The organism is Nonomuraea sp. NPDC052634 (genome assembly GCF_040678535.1).
GTDB classification, from domain to species: Bacteria; Actinomycetota; Actinomycetes; order Streptosporangiales; family Streptosporangiaceae; genus Nonomuraea; species Nonomuraea fastidiosa.
Genome location: NZ_JBFATY010000013.1, coordinates 120,301 through 136,588, shown reverse-complemented (window position 1 = coordinate 136,588; position 16,288 = coordinate 120,301). Strand labels below are relative to the sequence as shown.

The following is a 16,288-nucleotide window of genomic DNA, read 5'->3' as shown; positions in this document are numbered from 1 at the left end:
AGGTCAAGGTGTGGCGTTGGATGAGGCGTTCGTAGGCGTAGTACGGGCCTGCTGCTGGAACAGTTCAACCGGAGGAGCGGGATTGTTCTGCCCGATTCCGCTCGCGGCGAAGAAGGTGCCGAGCGCCACGGCCGCCGAAACCACGCCGACCGCCACGTACGTGGAACGCCGCCGGCTACCACCGCGGCCAGGTCCCGAAGCCCCGCCACTGCCGTCGCGCCGCGGACGGTTGTCGAGGGGGGCGATCGTGTGCGGCCCGGGGATGGGCACTCCCCCGAACGTACGGGTTGGAAAAGGGCGTTCCCGCGGCGGCAACGGGCCGCCGGGCTCCGCCATGCGAAGTAGGGACATCGTCAGGTCGGCCGGCATCGCCGGCATCTCAAGCGAGCGCAGGCGGGACTTCAGCGCCCTTACCGACTCGACTTCACGACGACAGTCAGCACAGAAAGTCAGATGAGCCAGCGCGCGTTCGCGCTCGGTGTGGCTCAGCTCTCCATCGACAAGCGCGGAAGCGCGTTCTCCCAAATGAGCCATGTCAGATCTCCTCCCCACGGATCACGGTCGGGGGGAGTTGAGTATTACGGGGGGCTCGGTGATCGAGAGCCTCCCGCAACTGCGCCCGGCCACGGTGGATACGGCTTCGGACCGTACCCAGCTTGACGCCGAGCGTGGCCGCGATCTCCTCGTAAGAAAGGCCCTCGATGTCACACAGCACGATCGCGGCCCGGAACTCGGGGGCGAGCGCGTCGAGGGCGTCTTGGATGTCGGGCTCCAGGTGGGCGTCATCGAACGCCTGAGCCGGGGACGGCTCACGACCGCGCAGCCGCTCAGCGGCGTCGTCGGCGAGCCCCTCGAACCTGATGCGCTGCTTGCGCCGCGCCATGTCGAGGAACAGGTTGGTCGTGATCCGGTGCAGCCACCCCTCGAACGTGCCCGGGGTGTAACTCGACAGCGACCTGAAGACCCGGACGAAGACCTCCTGCGTCAGGTCTTCGGCGTCATGGACATTGCCGGTCAGCCGGTATGCCAGCCGATACACGCGCGCGGAGTGCGTCCGCACCACTTCCTCCCAGGTGGGAGGCGTCCACTCGGACGACACCGGAGTATCGGTCTGGTGGTCGCTCTCGTCCACCAGAACTCCTCTCTCTGGGACCACCGCTACCGCCATAGTGCCTGGTTTCGTCCCTTCGTGCGCACTGCCTGCCTTCCGGACCGGCAAAGCCCGTTTAAACCTGCAACGCCTCGATGCCCTCTTGAGTTCCCGTCCCGGCGTGTCTCCCCTAGGCTGCGATCGGTGCCAATCACGCGTATACCTCGCGACCTATCGCATGAAAGTGGGGGAGGAGGCCGATGACCACTCCGGTGGAGGCCACTCTGGCCTATGCGGAGCAGTTCCATCACGAGGATGAGATCTTGCACGCGGCGCGGCAGCGCGGGCTGGAGATGGGTGCCACACCCATCCTTCCCGGCGGCGGCGCCGCCCTGTGCTTCCTGGCGACCGTCATCAACGCCAAGTCGGTCGTCGAGATCGGCACGGGCTGCGGCGTGTCGGGGCTGTGGCTGCTGCGCGGCATGCGTTCTGACGGCACATTGACGAGCGTGGACGTCGAGCCCGAGCACCAGCGGCTGGCCCGTCAGGCGTTCACAGAGGCCGGGTTCTCCGGCAGCAGGGTGCGGCTCATCTCAGGACGCGCGCTGGACGTGCTGCCGCGCTTGTCCGACGGCGGGTACGACATGGTCTTCGCCGACGGCGCCAAGCAGGAGTACGCCGACTATCTGGCCGAGGCCGTGCGCCTGCTGCGGGTGGGCGGCATCGTGGCCTTCGACAACATGTTGTGGCACAACCGCGTGGCCGACCCGGCTCAGCGCGACACCGACACGGTGGCGCTGCGCGAGGTCGGCAAGCTCGTGCAGTCGGACGAGCGGCTGCGCTCGGTGCTCATGCCGCTCGGCGACGGCCTGCTGGCCGCCGTGAAGATCTCCGACTGATCCAGGACTGCAAGCTCCGGCTGACCCGCCGGCCCAGGCGAACCGCCTCAAGGGGCCGGCGGCCGGCCTCCGCTCCCGAGCGCGGCGCCCGTCGGGCCTTCGCCCCCGGGCGCGGCGCCCGCCGGCCCGGTGAGCCCCGGCCGGCGGGTGGTGCCCGTCAGCTCTTGGTGAGCCACTCCAGCAGCACGCGTACGCCGAAGCCGGTCGCGCCCTTGGTGAGGGTGCCCTCGTCGGCCGTGCTGCGCCCCACGCCCGCGATGTCGAGGTGCGCCCACGGCCGCTTGCCCGCGAACTCCCGCAGGAACAGCGCCGCGGTGATCGACCCGCCGCCGAACTTGTTGCCGGACTCGACGTTGGCGAGGTCGGCGATCTGCGAGTCCAGCGCGGGCCGGTAGTCCTCGACCAGCGGCATCCGCCACAGCCGGTCGTCGGCCGCCTGCCCCGCCGCCACGAGCCGCTCGGCGAGCTCGTCGTCGGAGGAGTAGACGGCGCCGTAGGCGCGGCCGAGCGCGACCGTGATGGCGCCGGTGAGCGTGGCGATGTCGACCACCGCGTCGGGGTCGAGCACGGCGTCGGCGTACGCCAGCGCGTCGGCCAGCACCAGCCGGCCTTCGGCGTCGGTGTTGAGCACCTCGACCGTGCGGCCGCCGTAGTGGGTGATCACGTCGCTGGGCCGCTGCGCGGTGCCCGACGGCATGTTCTCGGCGGCGGCGACCAGGCCGGTGACGCGTACGGGGGCCTTGAGCGCGGCCAGCGCCTTCAGCACGGCGATGACGACCGCACCGCCCGCCATATCGGTCTTCTGGGTCTTCATGTTGTCGGTCGGCTTGAGCGACAGCCCGCCCGAGTCGAACGTGATGCCCTTGCCGACCAGCACGACGTGCCGGGTGGCCGGCTCGTCGGGGGTGTAGGAGAGCTTGATGAGCCTCGGAGGGCTGGCCGAGCCCTGGCCGACGGCGAGGATGCCGCCGAAGCCGTCGGCCCGCAGCCGCTCCTCGTCCCACACCTCGACGGGCAGGCCGGTCTCCTGAGCCCGCTCGGCGAGCCAGGCGGGGTTCTTCACCGACGACGGCGTGTTGGCCAGGTCGCGAGCGAAGGCCACGGCCTGCGCGACGGTCTCCGCGCGCCGTACCTGGCCCTCGTCCGCCCCTGCGAACACGAGCGACCGCACCGGCTCCTTGCCCGGCTTGCCGATCTTGAAGGTGTACGCCGCCAGCAGCGCCGCCTCCGCGAACGGTGAGAGGTCGTCCGCGGACGGCGGCACCACGGTCAGCGTCTCCCTGCCCTTGACCTTCCTGGTCAGCGCGGCGGCGGCCGTGCGCAGGTCGCGCGGTGAGCCGTCGCCGACGCCGTACAGCAGGACCCGGCCCACGCCGCCGGACCGCGCGACCGGCACCTCGACGATCTCGCCTGCCTCGCCCTTGGCGTTGTAGTGCGCGAGCAGGTCCGCGGCCGGAAGCGGCAGCTCGACGGACGGGCTGAGATCGGAGTCGTAGGGGACGGCCAGCAGTTCGGCGTCGCCTGGAACCTCGGTGACCACCGAAGCAGTGGTCTCAATGGGCACGGAACCTCTCCTCAAACGTGAGCGACCCTGGCGTCGTGGCCACGCCAGGGTCGTAGAACAAGGGTCTTCCTCCGGGGAGCGCTCAGCCGACGACGTTCTTCAACGCCTCACCGAGCGCCTTGGCCTCGTCGGCGGAGATCTCCACGACGAGCCGGCCGCCACCCTCCAGAGGGACTCGCATGACAATGCCGCGCCCTTCCTTGGTGACCTCGAGCGGACCATCGCCGGTCCGCGGCTTCATCGCCGCCATGCGTGTATCCCTTCCTGCCTTGGGCTCCCGCGGCCCGCGATTTCCGACCACCCCGGGAGGGTGGCCGGCGCATTCACGTCTTCTGTGATGTCCTATTCTCCCGCATCGAGAGCGCTCATGGGTAACGATCTCCTCCCAGAATGCGTTGTCGAGCCAGGCGATGGCGTCCAAACTGGACTTCGTGCACGCTCGCGCCGCTCTGTTCGACCTCTACGGAGATCACCTGCGTTCTCGCGGCGGGCAGGCCACCATAGCCGCCCTCGTACGTCTCATGAAACCCCTGGAAATCGCGGCTCCCGCGGTGCGTACGGCGGTGTCGCGGATGGTGCGTCAGGGATGGCTGAGACCGGTGAGGCTGCCGCAGGGAGCGGGCTACGGGCTGACCCCGAAGTGCGTCAGACGGCTTGATGAGGCCGCGCTGAGAATTTACCGAGCTGGAACCCTCACCTGGCACGGACGCTGGCACGTCATCGTCTTCGAGCCGGTGAAGGAGCGGCAGCGCAGGGAGCGGCTCAGGGCGGATCTGACCTTCCTGGGGTACGCGTCGCTGTCGGAGACGACGTGGATCGGCCCGCGCTCCTCGATCGAGCTGGACAACCTGCTGGAGAGCGAAGGAGTGCGGGCCGACAGGTTCGACGCGGCGCTCGAAGGCGATCCGCGCGAGCTGGTGGCCAGGGCATGGGATCTCGACGCCATCGGCGAGGCGTACGAGCACTGGCTGGCCGAGGCTGTCACGCTGATCAGCACGCTGCCAGAAGAGGCGCCGCCCGATCAGGTGTTCGCCACCCGCAGCAGGCTCGTGCACGGGTGGCGCAACTTCCTGTTCCGCGACCCCGGCCTGCCGCCCGAGCTGCTGCCGCCGGGCTGGCCGGGCGAGAAGGCGAGGGCCTTCTTCAAGCAGGAGGCCGCCAGGCTGCTGCCCGCGGCCGCCGCGTTCGTCGACAGGGAGTTGATGTGATCCGCTACGACGTGGCCGACGCCGTCGCCACCATCACGCTCGACCGGCCGGAGGCGATGAACTCGCTGACCGTCGAGGCCAAGCAGGCGCTGCACGACGCGCTGCGCAAGGCCGCGCACGACCGCGCGGTCAGGGCGGTGCTGCTGACCGGCTCGGGCCGGGCCTTCTGCGCGGGCCAGGACCTGCGCGAGCACGCCGACAACCTGGAGTCGGGGCACGGCCTGGCCAACACCGTGCGCCTGCACTACAACCCGATCATCGAGCTGATCAGCACGATGCCGAAGCCGGTGGTGGCCGCCGTCAACGGCGTGGCCGCGGGCGCGGGCGCGTCGCTGGCCTTCGCCTGCGACCTGCGGGTGGCCTCGGAGCGGGCGAAGTTCGCGCTGGCGTTCGCCGGGATCGGGCTCGCGCCGGACTCGGGCGCGTCGTGGACGTTGCAGCGCCTGGTCGGGCATGGCCGCGCCGCCGAGCTGATGCTGCTGGGCGAGGCGATCGACGCCGCCCGCGCGCTCGAGCTGGGCCTGGTCAACCGCGTGGTGCCCGCCGACGACGTCATGAAGGCCGCGACGGACCTCGCCGCACGCCTCGCGCAGGGACCCACGCTGGCGTACGCGGCCACGAAGCGGGCGCTGGCCTACGCCGCCACGCACGCCCTCGCCGACTCGCTCGCCCTGGAGGCCGACCTGCAGGACCAGTGCGCCGCCACCCAGGACCACCGCAACGCCACACGCGCCTTCCTCGCCAAGGAGCAGCCGACGTTCAGCGGAGAGTGACCGGCCGGTACGGGTGCACCTCGGCGGGGCCGGCGGTCACCTGCTCGACGGGGCCAGGGTGGCCGTGGAGACGCGTACGGGCCGCCGGCGGGCGGGATCACACCGGCGACGGCACAGCGGGCGCCTTCGAGCCCGTCACGGCTCCAAGCGCAGCCACGCCGTCGCGCTCACCACCTACGCGCGACGCAGTCCGCGAGGTGGTCGTTGACCAGCCCGATCGCCTGCATGAGCGCGTAGGCGGTGGTCGGGCCGACGAACACGAACCCGTGCCGCTTCAGCTCCTTGGCCAGCGCCTTCGAGCCTGGCGTGGCGGCCGGCACGTCGGCCATGGTGCGCGGCGCGGGCCTGTCGGGCTCGGCGTACCGCCACACCAGCTCCGACAGGCCGCCGGGCAGGTCGAGCGCGGCCCTGGCGTTGGTGATGGCGGCCTCGATCTTGGCGCGGTTGCGTACGATGCCCGCGTCGCCGAGCAGCCGCTCGACGTCCTTGCCCGTGTACGCGGCCACCTTCGGGATCGAGAAGCCGTCGAAGGCGGCGCGGAAGTTCTCCCGCTTGCGCAGGATCGTCAGCCACGACAGGCCCGACTGGAACGCCTCGAGCGACACCCGCTCGAAGACCGCGTCATCGCCCTTGAGCGGGCGGCCCCACTCCTTGTCGTGGTACTCGAGGTACATCGGGTCGGACAGACCGGCCCATGCGCAGCGGATCGGCTCGGTCACTTGCCCTGATCATCCCCCTGGCCGTTGAGCCCGGCCCGCACGGACGCATCGCGCTCCGGCTCGCCGTCCTTCTCCTCGGCCTTGTCGCCAGCCTTCTCGTCGGCCTTCGCCTGTGCCGCCTCGGTCGTGTCGGTCGTGTCGGTCGTGTCGGCGGCCTGATCGCCGGCCTCGCCGGCGGCCTCGCCGCCGGCCTCCGTCTCACCGACGGGCTCGCCCGGAGCCTCCGCCCGGGCGTCCGCCTGATGCTGAGTCTGAACGCCGGGCACCCGCCACTCCGGGTCCTCAGGCGGGCTGGTCAGCCGGGCCCCGCCGTCCCACGACACCGAGGCGCCGCTGGAGGTCACCGGGTCGCCCGACTCCGGCAGCTCCCGGGACACGGCAGGGGCCTCGGGTGCGTGCTCGGTGCGCGGCCCGGCGCCCGGCGCGGCGTAGCTCTCCTGCCGCGCGTACAGCCGGTTGGACAGCAGCTCGGAGACCCGCTGCTCCAGCACCGCGATGCGGTTGTCGCGCGCGCTGATCGCCCCCGCGGCCCTGCGCAGCGTCTCGTCGACGCTCTGCGTGTGGTAGCCGACCAGGTTGACCGGCAGGTGGATGGCCATGACGTCGGCCGCCGTGAGCTGCCCGGCCTCCGGCAGGTCGAGCGAGGGCACGTCGGGCGGGAACTCGGTCAGCTCACCGCCCTTGCCCAGGGAGACCAGGACCACGCAGACCAGGATGGCGATGGCGGCGATGGCGAGTATGACCAGCACATGGGCATCGTACTCATTGCATCGGGGCACGAGGTCCCGCACATGCCGCAACCGGTACGTCACCGGGCGGCGCGGACACCGGTCAGCCGGACGCCTCGCCCAGCTCGGCGACGCTCGGTCTGACCGGCTGCGCACGCCCTTCGAGGTGCGCGAACGCCTCCTCGACCGTCGTGGTCCACGAGATGGCGTCGAACACGTCGGGACGGGTGAAGCCCTCGTCGTACATGCGCTCGACCAGCGCCTTGAGCGGGTCGTACAGGCCGAAGGGGTCGAGCAGCACCAGCGGGCGGTCGTGGATGCCGAGCACCCGGGCGCTCCAGATCTCGAACAGCTCCTCCAGCGTCCCGATGCCGCCGGGCAGCACGAGGAACGCGTCGGAGCGTGCGTCCATGACGCCCTTGCGCTCGCGCATGCCGTCGGTGACGATCAGCTCGTCCGATTCCTCGTCCGCCACCTCCATGTCCATCAGGACCTGGGGGATCACGCCGATCGTCCGGCCGCCTGCGGCGCGGGCGGCCGCGGTGACGGCGCCCATGCAGGACACGGAGCCGCCGCCGCTGACCAGCGTGTGGCCCCGCCGGGCCAGCTCGGTGCCGACACGGGCGGCCAGCTCGATGTATTTGGCGTGGATGGTCTGGCTGGAGGCGCAGTAGACACAGATGTTCACGCCGCCGAGCCTATTGAGGCTCCGCGTGCTGCGCCGCGGCGGCCGCGATCTCCTCCTCACGCTGCCGGGAGCGGGCCCGGTCGGACTCGACGATGATGCGCACGGCCTCGTCGGGGTCGTCGGTGACGGTGATCAGGTCGAGGTCCTGGGCGGCGATCTTGCCGGTGCCGAGCAGCTGGCTCTTGATCCAGTCGATCAGCCCGCCCCAGAACTCGCTGCCGAGCAGCACGACGGGGAACGAGGTGACCTTCTGGGTCTGCACCAGCGTGAGCGCCTCGAACAGCTCGTCCAGCGTGCCGAAGCCGCCGGGCAGCGTGATGAAGCCGCAGGAGTACTTGACGAACATCGTCTTGCGGACGAAGAAGTAGCGGAACTCGATGCCGAGATCGACGTAGTCGTTCATGCGCTGCTCGAACGGCAGCTCGATGCCGAGCCCCACCGAGATCGCGCCGTCGACCTCGCTCGCGCCCCGGTTGGCCGACTCCATGACGCCGGGCCCGCCGCCGGTGATCACCGCGTAACCGGCCTCGGCGAGCTTGCGGCCGAGCGCACGGCCCAGCGCGTAGTCGGTCGAGTCGGGGGACGTACGGGCCGAGCCGAAGACGGTCACGGCCGGAGGAAGCTCGGCGAGCTGGCCGAAGCCCTCCACGAACTCGGCCTGGATGCGCAGGACCCGCCACGGGTCCATGTGCACCCAGTCGGTCGGCCCCTGGGGGGCGAGCAGCCGCTGGTCGTGGGTGGAGCGGGGGACGAGGCTGCCGCGCACGAAAGCCTGGCCCTGTCGGCGTTCTCGACGGATCTTTTCCATGCGGATCACGCTAGCCCTTCTCGTGCGTGGCCGGTCCGAGCTCGGCCTCCTCGCCGCCCCTGCGCGTCTCCAGCATGCGTGCCGGGGACGAAACCGCAGGTGGCGGAGGTGGGAAGGCGTTCTGAAAAAACTTGTAAGAAGCAGGGAACCAGATTTCGGCCCGCCCGCGTCTAATCGGCGAGGGTGCTGCTCGGGACTGAAAGTGGTCTTCCCCGCCAAATGGCCGGCGAGGAAGGCCACTTTCACGTGAGGGGCCCGTTGGAAGAGTCCCGGTGGCCGTGTCAGGCGGACAGCCAGTCGAGCATCGCGCGCTCGCTTTCCACGATCTTCTGCAGCGACACGTACTCGCCCTGCTGGTGCGCGAGGTTGGGGTCGCCAGGGCCGTAGTTGACGGCCGGCACGCCGAGCGCGGAGAAGCGGGCGACGTCGGTCCAGCCCAGCTTGGCGCGCGGCTCGCCGCCGACCGCCGCCGTGAACGCCGCCGCCACCGGGTGCGTCAGCCCCGGCCGCGCCGCGGGTGCCGCGTCCACGATGTTCACCGCGAAGCCGTCGAAGACCTCGCGTACGTGCTGCTCGGCCTCCTTGATCGACAGGTCGGGCGCGAAGCGGTAGTTGACGCTCACCACGCACAGGTCGGGGATGACGTTGCCGGCCACGCCGCCGCGTACGCCCACCGCGTTGAGCCCCTCGTGGTATTCGAGCCCGTCGACCACCGGCCGGCGCGGCTCGTACGCGTTGAGCCTGGCCAGCACCGGCTCGATGCCGTGGATGGCGTTGACCCCGAACCACGAGCGCGCGCTGTGCGCCCGCTTGCCGGTCACCATGACCTCGGCGCGCAGCGTGCCCTGGCAGCCGCCCTCGATGACGCCGTCGGTGGGCTCCATCAGCACCGCGAAGTCGGCGGCCAGCCAGTCGGCGTGCTCGCGCGCGACCCTGCCGAGCCCGTTGCGCTCGGCCTCGACCTCCTCGCAGTCGTAGAAGACGTAGGTGACGTCGCGGTTGGGCGCGGGCAGGGTGGCGGCGAGCTTGAGCGCGACGGCCACGCCCGCCTTCATGTCGGTGGTGCCGCAGCCGTAGAGCAGGTCGCCCTCGACCCTGCTGGGCAGGTTGCCGGCGACGGGGACGGTGTCGAGGTGTCCCGCGATCAGCACGCGCTCGGAGCGCCCCAGCTCGGTGCGGGCCACGACCGTCTCGCCCGACCGGGTCACCTTGAGGTGCGGCAGCGCGGCGAGCGCTCGCTCGACCTCGTCGGCCAGCGCCTTCTCGCCGCCGCTGACGGACTCGATGTCCACGATCGCGGCGGTCAGGTCGCGTACGTCCTGGGTCAGGTCAAGCATCAGGTGTTCACTCCGTGTTCGCGCAGCACATCGTTGAGCGCCGCCTTGTCGTGCCTGCTCCCCGGCTCCAGGCGCTTGAGCACCAGCACGCACGGCAGGCCGAACGTGCCTCCGGGGAACTCTTTCTGCCGCGTGCCGCCCACCGCCACGCACCACGGCGGGATCACGCCGCGGGACAGCTCCTCACCGGTCTCGACGTCGATCACCGGCATCGACGCGGACAGGATCGTTCCCGCGCCGACGACCGCGCCCTCGCCGACCCTGGCGCCCTCGACGATCATCGCCCGGCTGCCGATCAGCGCGCCGTCCTCGATGACCACCGGCACCGCGTTCGGCGGCTCCAGTACGCCGCCGATGCCGACGCCGCCCGACAGGTGCACGTTCTTGCCGATCTGGGCGCAGGAGCCGACCGTGGCCCAGGTGTCGACCATCGTGCCCTCGTCGACGTACGCGCCGATGTTGGTGAACGACGGCATGAGCACCACGCCGGGCGCGATGTACGCGCCCCACCGCGCGATCGCGCCGGGCACCACGCGTACGCCCTCGAGCGAGCTCTTCAGCGGCACCCTGTCGTGGTGGTGGAAGTCGCCGACCTGCGAGCGCGTCATGCCGAGCACCTTGAAACCGAGCAGGATCGCGCGCTTGGCCCGCTCGTCCACCACGACCTCGCCGTCCACGAGCCTCGCGACCCTGGCCTCGCCCCGGTCGAGCAGGTCGATCGCGCTCACCACGAGGTGCCGGGCCTCGGCGTCGGCGGGCGACAGCTCGGCCCTGCGCTCCCAGAGCTCGTCCACCGCGGCGGGCAGCGGAGACGTCGTGCGCACGTTGCTCATGCCCTGGGAGCTTATCCGGCCGGGTAGGTTTTCCTGCGTGCGCCCGCGCTTCTCCCGTGCAGTCATCACCATCGCGATCATCGTTGCCGTGCTCGCCGTCGGCGTGTCCGTGGGCCTGTACCACCTGCTGAAGCGGACGCCCCGCCTCGCGGTGCAGGAGGAGCCGTTCTGCGTGGTCAAGACGCCTGAGGGGGTGCTGACGCTCTCCCCCGAGCAGGCGCAGATCTCCGCGACCATCGCGGCCGTGGCGGCGCGGCGGCGGCTGCCCGAGCGTGCCGTGGTCATCGCGTACGGCACCGCGCTGCAGGAGTCGAAGCTGCTCAACCTCGACTACGGCGACCGCGACTCGGTGGGCGTGTTCCAGCAGCGGCCCTCGCAGGGCTGGGGCACGAAGAAGCAGCTCCAGGACCCGGTCTACGCCACCAACAAGTTCTTCGCCGCGCTGGTCAAGGTGAAGGACTACCACAAGATGCCGCTGGCGGACGCGGCGCAGGCGGTGCAGCGGTCGGCGGGCGGCTACGCGTACGCGCCGCACGAGGGCGATGCGAAGATCCTCGCCGCCGCCTTCACCGGCCGGGTGCCGCGGGCCGTGGACTGCTGGTATCCGACCGACAAGACCCCCGCGCCGAAGCCGCGCACCGCCGCCGCGCGCAAACAGCTCGCCAGGGCCCTGGGCAGCACCGCGATCACCAGCAAGCGGCGCGGCTGGCTGGTGGCGGCCTGGTCGGTGGCCCACGCCGAGAAGTACGCGATCACCCGCGTCGGCTACAACGGCGCCACCTGGCTCAACGACATCGAGGCCGACGGCTGGCAGGACGGCGGCACGGCCGGTACCCGCCGCGTCGAGCTGTCGTGATGGTCGACACGCGCGGTCTGTCGTGACAGGTCAGGACGCGCACCCGCCTGTCGTGACAGGTCGGGGCGCGCGCCCTGTTCCGGGCGTGTTCGGAGTGATCAGGAGGCGCGAGCCGTCCCGGGGGTCAGGACGCGCGGCGGACGATCGAGATCGAGCCGGGCGGCAGCGGCTGGGCGTAGGCGGCGGTCCACGCGCGGCCCTGGATGCGCTCGAAAGACAGCAGCCGCCCGTCGGAGGCGCGGTAGTCGGCGAAGTCGAGCAGCCCCCGGTCGGGGTTTCCGGTGTCGCCCTCGCTCCTGAACGCCGCCGTGCCCCGCTCGATGGGGTGGAACTCCACGCCCTCCATGATCAGCGAGCTCTTGGCGGGGACCATGCCCTGGGTCGGCACATCGTTCCAGAGCTGCACCTCAAGGTGCGGCGGGTCGCCGGGACGCACCTCGACGGAGAGCCACTGCAGCCGCCGCGAGCTGTCGCGCAGCAGGAACTCCACCCACTGCTGGCCCTGCCAGGAGATGTGCATGGCGCCGAGCACGCGCGCGGGCGACCCGTGCACCTCGATCCGGTCGCCGACCTGGATCGTGCGAGGGTCGGTGTAGTCGGTGCCGGCTCGACCAGGGACGCTCACCGGCGCCGCCAGCGGGGCCTCGACTGAGGCGACCTCGGCCGGTGCGGCGGCGCTTGAGCGACCCTTTCTGTCCTGCCGCAGGGTGGCCCAGAAGGCGCCAAGCAGCAGCAAGACGGTGGCGATGCTCAGCCCGAGAACGACCATGGAGGTCACGCTCATCGATCAGCTCGCTCCACTCGCGGTCTGCCTCGGCATAAGCCCTTATCAATTTATGCGCGCGAACCCGGCTCCCGCCGGGCTTCGCCGGGTGATCCTACTGGAGGCGGCGCACCGCCGCAGCGATCCGCTCATCGGTGGCCGTGAGCGCCACCCGGATGTGCCGCTCACCTGCCGATCCGTAGAACTCACCGGGCGCGACCAAAATGCCGATTTCGGAAAGCTTGCCGACCTGGTCCCAGGCGCTCTGGCCGTTCGTGGCCCAGAAGTACAGCCCGGCCGTCGAGTGGTCGATGGTCCAGCCGGCCTTCTCCAGCGCGGGCCGCAGCAGCTCGCGGCGGGCGGCGTAGCGCTCGCGCTGCCGGTCGGCGTGCTCGTCGTCGCCGAACGCGACCGTCATGGCGGCCTGTACGGGCTTCGGCATCAGCATGCCGGCGTGCTTGCGGATCTCCAGCAGCCGCTTGACCAGGGCGGGGTCGCCGGTCACGAACCCGGCGCGGTAGCCGGCCAGGTTGGAGCGCTTGGAGAGCGAGTGGACGGCGAGCAGCCCCTCGTGGGAGCCGCCGCAGACGTCGGGGTGCAGGATCGAGACGGGCCGCTCCTCCCAGCCGAGCTCGATGTAGCACTCGTCGGAGGCCACGACGGCGCCGCGCTCGCGGGCCCAGTCGACGACCTTGCGCAGGTGCTCGGCGGGCAGCACCCGGCCCGTGGGGTTGCCCGGGGAGTTGACCCAGATGAGATCGACCCGCTCGGGACCGAGCGCGAGCGTGCTGTCGGAGGCGATGCCCGTGGCTCCGGCGAGCCTGGCGCCCACGTCGTAGGTGGGGTAGGCCAGCTCGGGGAAGACCACCTTGCGGGCGCCCAGGTAAGAGGGCAGCCACGCGACGAACTCCTTGGTGCCGATCACCGGCAGCACGTCGCGCTGGTCGACGGTCACGCCATGCCTGCGCTCCAGCCACCCGGCCGCGGCCTCGCGCAGCTCCTTGGTGCCGTGGGTGAGCGGATAGCCGGGGCTGTTCGCGGACGCGATGAGCGCGTCCTGGACGATCTGCGGCACGGGGTCGACGGGCGTGCCGACCGAGAGGTCGACGATGCCGTCAGGGTGTGCCAGCGCGCGCTGCTTGTACGGCTCCAGCCGATCCCAAGGGAAGTCAGGCAGGTTGTTCACGGTTCTCCAGGGTGTTGCGTCGCCGTACGAGGCGCGCGCGTACGGGGCGCATCCGGCCGGATGCGCCCGTGCACGACGAGGAAACGATCGTCAGTGACCCTCGCCCTGCGGCGGCAGGGCGGCCACGATCGGGTGGTCCTTTTCGATCTTGCCGACCTTCGAGGCGCCGCCGGGCGAGCCCAGGTCCTCGAAGAAGTCCACGTTCGCCTTGTAGAAGTCCTTCCACTGCTCGGGAAGGTCGTCCTCATAGAAAATCGCCTCGACGGGGCACACAGGCTCGCACGCGCCGCAGTCCACGCACTCGTCGGGGTGGATGTAAAGCATGCGCTCGCCCTCGTAGATGCAATCGACGGGGCACTCCTCGATGCACGCCTTGTCCAGGACGTCCACGCAAGGCTGCGCGATGACGTAGGTCACCTCGAGCTCCTTCTTCTCCGCACCATGGCATGACTCTGACCGCGGTTTGCTACGCCCTAGTATTGCCGTGCTTGCTCGCTGGCCGAAACGGAGGGGGGCAAACTCGTGGCCGGACGCCTCGTCGTCGCCATCACAAGTCACGATATAGGCGCCCGGATCACTACCAGAAGGCGCGTGCCCGGCGGGTTTCGTGACGCGGTGGGCATCCTCGTGTCGTGGTCGGACGGGATTCTCAAGGTCCGCAAAAGGGATGGCACGGTGGTGGAGATCCCCGAGGAGACGCTGGTGGCAGCCAAGGTCGTACCGGCCGCGCCTCCTCGACCTGGGAGGATGTAGCGGTAAGTATTCAATCTGTGACCGTACGTACCTGCGCCGCCGCAGCAGCCATCCTCGCCAGCGCCGGATGCGGCGCGTCGTCCACCGACACCGCCACCACAGAGAACAAGAACCTGCCGCCCGTCAACGTCAAGGCCACCTCGCTGAAGTCGGGCTTCGGCACCATGGAGCGCCTCGTCGAGGCCGCGCAGCGCGAAGGCGAGCTCAACGTCATCGCCCTGCCCCGCGACTGGGTGAACTTCGGCGAGATCCTCGACACCTTCGCCGACAAGTACGACATCAAGATCAACGAACTCGAGCCCGCCGCGAACAGCAAGCGCGAGCTCGACGTCGCCACCCAGCTCAAACCCGACGTCTTCGACCTGACCATGGACATGGCGGTCTACGGGGCCGCCAAGTTCGCGCCGTACAAGGTGCAGGGCTGGCAGGACCTGCCCGACCACGTCAAGGACCCGTCGGGCGCCTGGTACGCCGCCTACGGCGGTTACATGTCGATCGGCTACGACCCGCGCGCGGTCAAGCCGCCGGCCTCCTTCGCCGATCTGCTCAAGCCCGGCTACCGCGTCGCGCTCGACGGCGACCCGCTGCGCTCGTCGGCGGCGTTCGGCGGCGTGATGGCGGCGTCGATGAGCTCCGGGTCCACCTCAGGAGCACCCAGGCCCGAGCAGGGCGTGGAGCTGTTCGCCAAGCTCAAGCAGGCCGGTCGGCTGACCGACATGTCCAAGGCCAACGTGGTCGTCTCGTGGGACCACCTCAACGCCGCGCGCAGCGCCCTGCAGGGCGACGCGTGGAAGGTCGTCATCCCCAAGGGGGCCGCGCTCGGCGGCTACCACGTGCAGGCGATCAACAAGGCGGCCCCGCATCCGGCCGCGGCCCGCCTCTGGCAGGAGTTCCTCTTCTCCGACGAGGGCCAGAACCTCCTGCAGAAGGGCTTCGCCCGCCCGGCGCGCGGCGAGGCGATGCTGATGAAGGGCACGCTCGACACCGAGCAGGCCGCCAAGCTGCCCAAGCCGCCCGGCCCGCCGGTGCTCATGACGATCCCGCAGACGGATGCGGCGAAGGCGTACCTGAAGAGGGAATGGACCAAGAGTGTGGGATGAGTCCCATGTGACTTGATATGTCGTAGGGACGATCAGGCTCTAAAGTGAACGGACAGCACGGCCACGGGGGCCCGATGTCTGACCGATTGTGAGCTGATCGTCTTGCGATACGACACGCCGAGCTTGGAGCGGTGGAACAGTCGTGCCTACGACAGCAGCTTCGGCTACGTCTCCACGCAGGGCGCGCCGCTTGTCGACCTGCTCGACCCGCGCCCCGGCGAGCGCGTGCTCGACCTCGGTTGCGGCACCGGGGTGCTGACCGCGCAGATCGCCTTCAGGGGCGCGGACGTCCTCGGCATCGACGGCTCGCCCGCGATGATCGAAAAGGCGCTCGCCCAATACCCGGGCATCAACTTCATCGTCGGCGACGGGCACGACTTCACGGTCGCGGACAAGTACGACGCGGTCTTCTCCAACGCCGCACTGCACTGGATGAGCCGCGACCCCCGCGCCGTCATCGCCAACGTCCGCGAGGCACTCATGCCTGGCGGACGTTTCGTCGCGGAAATGGGCGGAGCCGGCAATTGCGCCGAGCTGACCACCGCGATGCTGACCGCCTGGCGCGAATACGGCCTGCGCGAACCCGAGCTGCCGTGGTACTTTCCCACGCCTGCCGAGTACGCGCACCGCCTCGAACAAGAGGGGTTCGTCGTCAGGCTGCTGGAATACTTCGACCGTCCCACACCCCTCGACGAGTGCCCCGGCGGCGCCGCCGACTGGGTCCGCACATTCGCCGCGTCGGCGCTCGAAGGGCTTCCCCCCAACATCGTGGAGCCCCTGCTCCGGCGCGTGAACGAACTCGCGGCGCCCGCACTCCGCAGGGAGACCGGCTGGATGGCCGACTACGTGCGTCTACGCTTTGCCGCCGTTCGGCGCTGATGCGTAGAGCATGATGCGTAGGGCTGTTTTGCCGGACTATGGTCTGTTCCGTGGGCGGCGAGATTATGGCTGCACCGCTGCGGCGGCGTGAGGGGCTGGTGAAC

The 16,288-nt window shown here is 70.3% G+C and carries 19 protein-coding genes; 6 read left to right on the top strand and 13 right to left on the bottom strand.

Translation table 11 applies throughout. From position 1 onward, the window contains the following. Nucleotides 1-3 precede the first annotated feature (3 nt). Nucleotides 4-534, bottom strand: coding sequence for a zf-HC2 domain-containing protein (locus AB0K67_RS35795; RefSeq protein ID WP_364069004.1), 531 nt, complete (start codon nucleotides 532-534; stop codon nucleotides 4-6). A gap of 1 nt (nucleotide 535) precedes the next feature. Further along, the gene (sigE, locus tag AB0K67_RS35790; RefSeq protein WP_364069002.1) at nucleotides 536-1,168 is read right to left on the bottom strand and encodes an RNA polymerase sigma factor SigE; all 633 of its coding nucleotides are present in this window, start codon (nucleotides 1,166-1,168) and stop codon (nucleotides 536-538) included. A gap of 182 nt (nucleotides 1,169-1,350) precedes the next feature. On the opposite strand from sigE, the gene AB0K67_RS35785 reads away from it, so the two are divergent. Continuing rightward, nucleotides 1,351-1,989 carry an O-methyltransferase gene (locus AB0K67_RS35785; protein ID WP_364069000.1) on the top strand — a complete coding sequence of 213 codons (639 nt, stop codon included), beginning with the start codon at nucleotides 1,351-1,353 and terminating at the stop codon, nucleotides 1,987-1,989. Nucleotides 1,990-2,146: 157 nt separating this feature from the next. Here the strand turns inward: AB0K67_RS35785 and AB0K67_RS35780 are convergent, their stop codons facing one another. Together AB0K67_RS35780 and AB0K67_RS35775 are read right to left on the bottom strand one after the other, a co-directional pair. Then, nucleotides 2,147-3,553, bottom strand: a complete 1,407-nt coding sequence (locus AB0K67_RS35780; RefSeq protein ID WP_364068998.1) for a leucyl aminopeptidase — start codon at nucleotides 3,551-3,553, stop codon at nucleotides 2,147-2,149. An 82-nt stretch (nucleotides 3,554-3,635) separates the two neighbouring features. After that, nucleotides 3,636-3,803, bottom strand: a complete 168-nt coding sequence (locus AB0K67_RS35775; RefSeq protein ID WP_020545024.1) for a DUF3117 domain-containing protein — start codon at nucleotides 3,801-3,803, stop codon at nucleotides 3,636-3,638. A gap of 160 nt (nucleotides 3,804-3,963) precedes the next feature. Here AB0K67_RS35775 and AB0K67_RS35770 point away from each other — a divergent pair, with 160 nt between their 5' ends. Both AB0K67_RS35770 and AB0K67_RS35765 read left to right on the top strand, forming a co-directional pair. Then, on the top strand, nucleotides 3,964-4,761 hold the full coding sequence (locus tag AB0K67_RS35770) for a PaaX family transcriptional regulator C-terminal domain-containing protein (RefSeq protein WP_364068996.1): 798 nt from the start codon (nucleotides 3,964-3,966) through the stop codon (nucleotides 4,759-4,761). Then, nucleotides 4,758-5,534 (top strand): enoyl-CoA hydratase-related protein, encoded by a 777-nt coding sequence (locus AB0K67_RS35765; RefSeq protein ID WP_364068994.1) that lies wholly within the window; start codon nucleotides 4,758-4,760, stop codon nucleotides 5,532-5,534. The genes AB0K67_RS35770 and AB0K67_RS35765 overlap by 4 nt, the downstream gene beginning before the upstream one ends. Nucleotides 5,535-5,701: 167 nt before the next feature. On the opposite strand, the gene AB0K67_RS35760 is transcribed toward AB0K67_RS35765, so the two are convergent. The 6 genes from AB0K67_RS35760 to AB0K67_RS35735 all read right to left on the bottom strand — a co-directional run bounded on the left by AB0K67_RS35760 (nucleotide 5,702) and on the right by AB0K67_RS35735 (nucleotide 10,647). Further along, nucleotides 5,702-6,253 (bottom strand): DNA-3-methyladenine glycosylase I, encoded by a 552-nt coding sequence (locus tag AB0K67_RS35760; protein WP_364068992.1) that lies wholly within the window; start codon nucleotides 6,251-6,253, stop codon nucleotides 5,702-5,704. Further along, nucleotides 6,250-7,002 carry a hypothetical protein gene (locus AB0K67_RS35755; RefSeq protein ID WP_364068990.1) on the bottom strand — a complete coding sequence of 251 codons (753 nt, stop codon included), beginning with the start codon at nucleotides 7,000-7,002 and terminating at the stop codon, nucleotides 6,250-6,252. The genes AB0K67_RS35760 and AB0K67_RS35755 overlap by 4 nt, the downstream gene beginning before the upstream one ends. Before the next feature lie 82 nt (nucleotides 7,003-7,084). Further along, nucleotides 7,085-7,669, bottom strand: coding sequence for a TIGR00730 family Rossman fold protein (locus AB0K67_RS35750; protein ID WP_364068988.1), 585 nt, complete (start codon nucleotides 7,667-7,669; stop codon nucleotides 7,085-7,087). A 10-nt stretch (nucleotides 7,670-7,679) separates the two neighbouring features. Continuing rightward, a complete protein-coding gene (locus AB0K67_RS35745) occupies nucleotides 7,680-8,477 on the bottom strand; it encodes a TIGR00730 family Rossman fold protein (RefSeq protein WP_364068986.1) in 798 nt (265 codons plus the stop codon). A 281-nt stretch (nucleotides 8,478-8,758) separates the two neighbouring features. Then, on the bottom strand, nucleotides 8,759-9,814 hold the full coding sequence (dapE, locus tag AB0K67_RS35740) for a succinyl-diaminopimelate desuccinylase (protein ID WP_364068984.1): 1,056 nt from the start codon (nucleotides 9,812-9,814) through the stop codon (nucleotides 8,759-8,761). Then, nucleotides 9,814-10,647 carry a 2,3,4,5-tetrahydropyridine-2,6-dicarboxylate N-succinyltransferase gene (locus tag AB0K67_RS35735; RefSeq protein WP_364068982.1) on the bottom strand — a complete coding sequence of 278 codons (834 nt, stop codon included), beginning with the start codon at nucleotides 10,645-10,647 and terminating at the stop codon, nucleotides 9,814-9,816. Before AB0K67_RS35735 ends, dapE begins: the two co-directional genes overlap by 1 nt. Nucleotides 10,648-10,684: 37 nt before the next feature. Here AB0K67_RS35735 and AB0K67_RS35730 point away from each other — a divergent pair, with 37 nt between their 5' ends. Then, nucleotides 10,685-11,503, top strand: a complete 819-nt coding sequence (locus AB0K67_RS35730) for a hypothetical protein (RefSeq protein WP_364068980.1) — start codon at nucleotides 10,685-10,687, stop codon at nucleotides 11,501-11,503. A gap of 124 nt (nucleotides 11,504-11,627) precedes the next feature. On the opposite strand, the gene AB0K67_RS35725 is transcribed toward AB0K67_RS35730, so the two are convergent. The 3 genes from AB0K67_RS35725 to fdxA form a co-directional block, all read right to left on the bottom strand. After that, nucleotides 11,628-12,287: a DUF4178 domain-containing protein gene (locus AB0K67_RS35725; RefSeq protein WP_364068978.1), complete on the bottom strand. Its 660-nt coding sequence runs from the start codon at nucleotides 12,285-12,287 to the stop codon at nucleotides 11,628-11,630. A 94-nt stretch (nucleotides 12,288-12,381) separates the two neighbouring features. Further along, the gene (gene dapC, locus AB0K67_RS35720) at nucleotides 12,382-13,452 is read right to left on the bottom strand and encodes a succinyldiaminopimelate transaminase (protein WP_364068976.1); all 1,071 of its coding nucleotides are present in this window, start codon (nucleotides 13,450-13,452) and stop codon (nucleotides 12,382-12,384) included. Between the two features lie 90 nt (nucleotides 13,453-13,542). Beyond that, nucleotides 13,543-13,869 (bottom strand): ferredoxin, encoded by a 327-nt coding sequence (gene fdxA, locus AB0K67_RS35715; protein ID WP_364068974.1) that lies wholly within the window; start codon nucleotides 13,867-13,869, stop codon nucleotides 13,543-13,545. Between the two features lie 353 nt (nucleotides 13,870-14,222). Here fdxA and AB0K67_RS35710 point away from each other — a divergent pair, with 353 nt between their 5' ends. Together AB0K67_RS35710 and AB0K67_RS35705 are read left to right on the top strand one after the other, a co-directional pair. After that, nucleotides 14,223-15,305: an ABC transporter substrate-binding protein gene (locus AB0K67_RS35710; RefSeq protein ID WP_364068972.1), complete on the top strand. Its 1,083-nt coding sequence runs from the start codon at nucleotides 14,223-14,225 to the stop codon at nucleotides 15,303-15,305. A 123-nt stretch (nucleotides 15,306-15,428) separates the two neighbouring features. Further along, nucleotides 15,429-16,184 (top strand): methyltransferase domain-containing protein, encoded by a 756-nt coding sequence (locus AB0K67_RS35705; RefSeq protein ID WP_364068970.1) that lies wholly within the window; start codon nucleotides 15,429-15,431, stop codon nucleotides 16,182-16,184. Nucleotides 16,185-16,288: the final 104 nt, after the last annotated feature.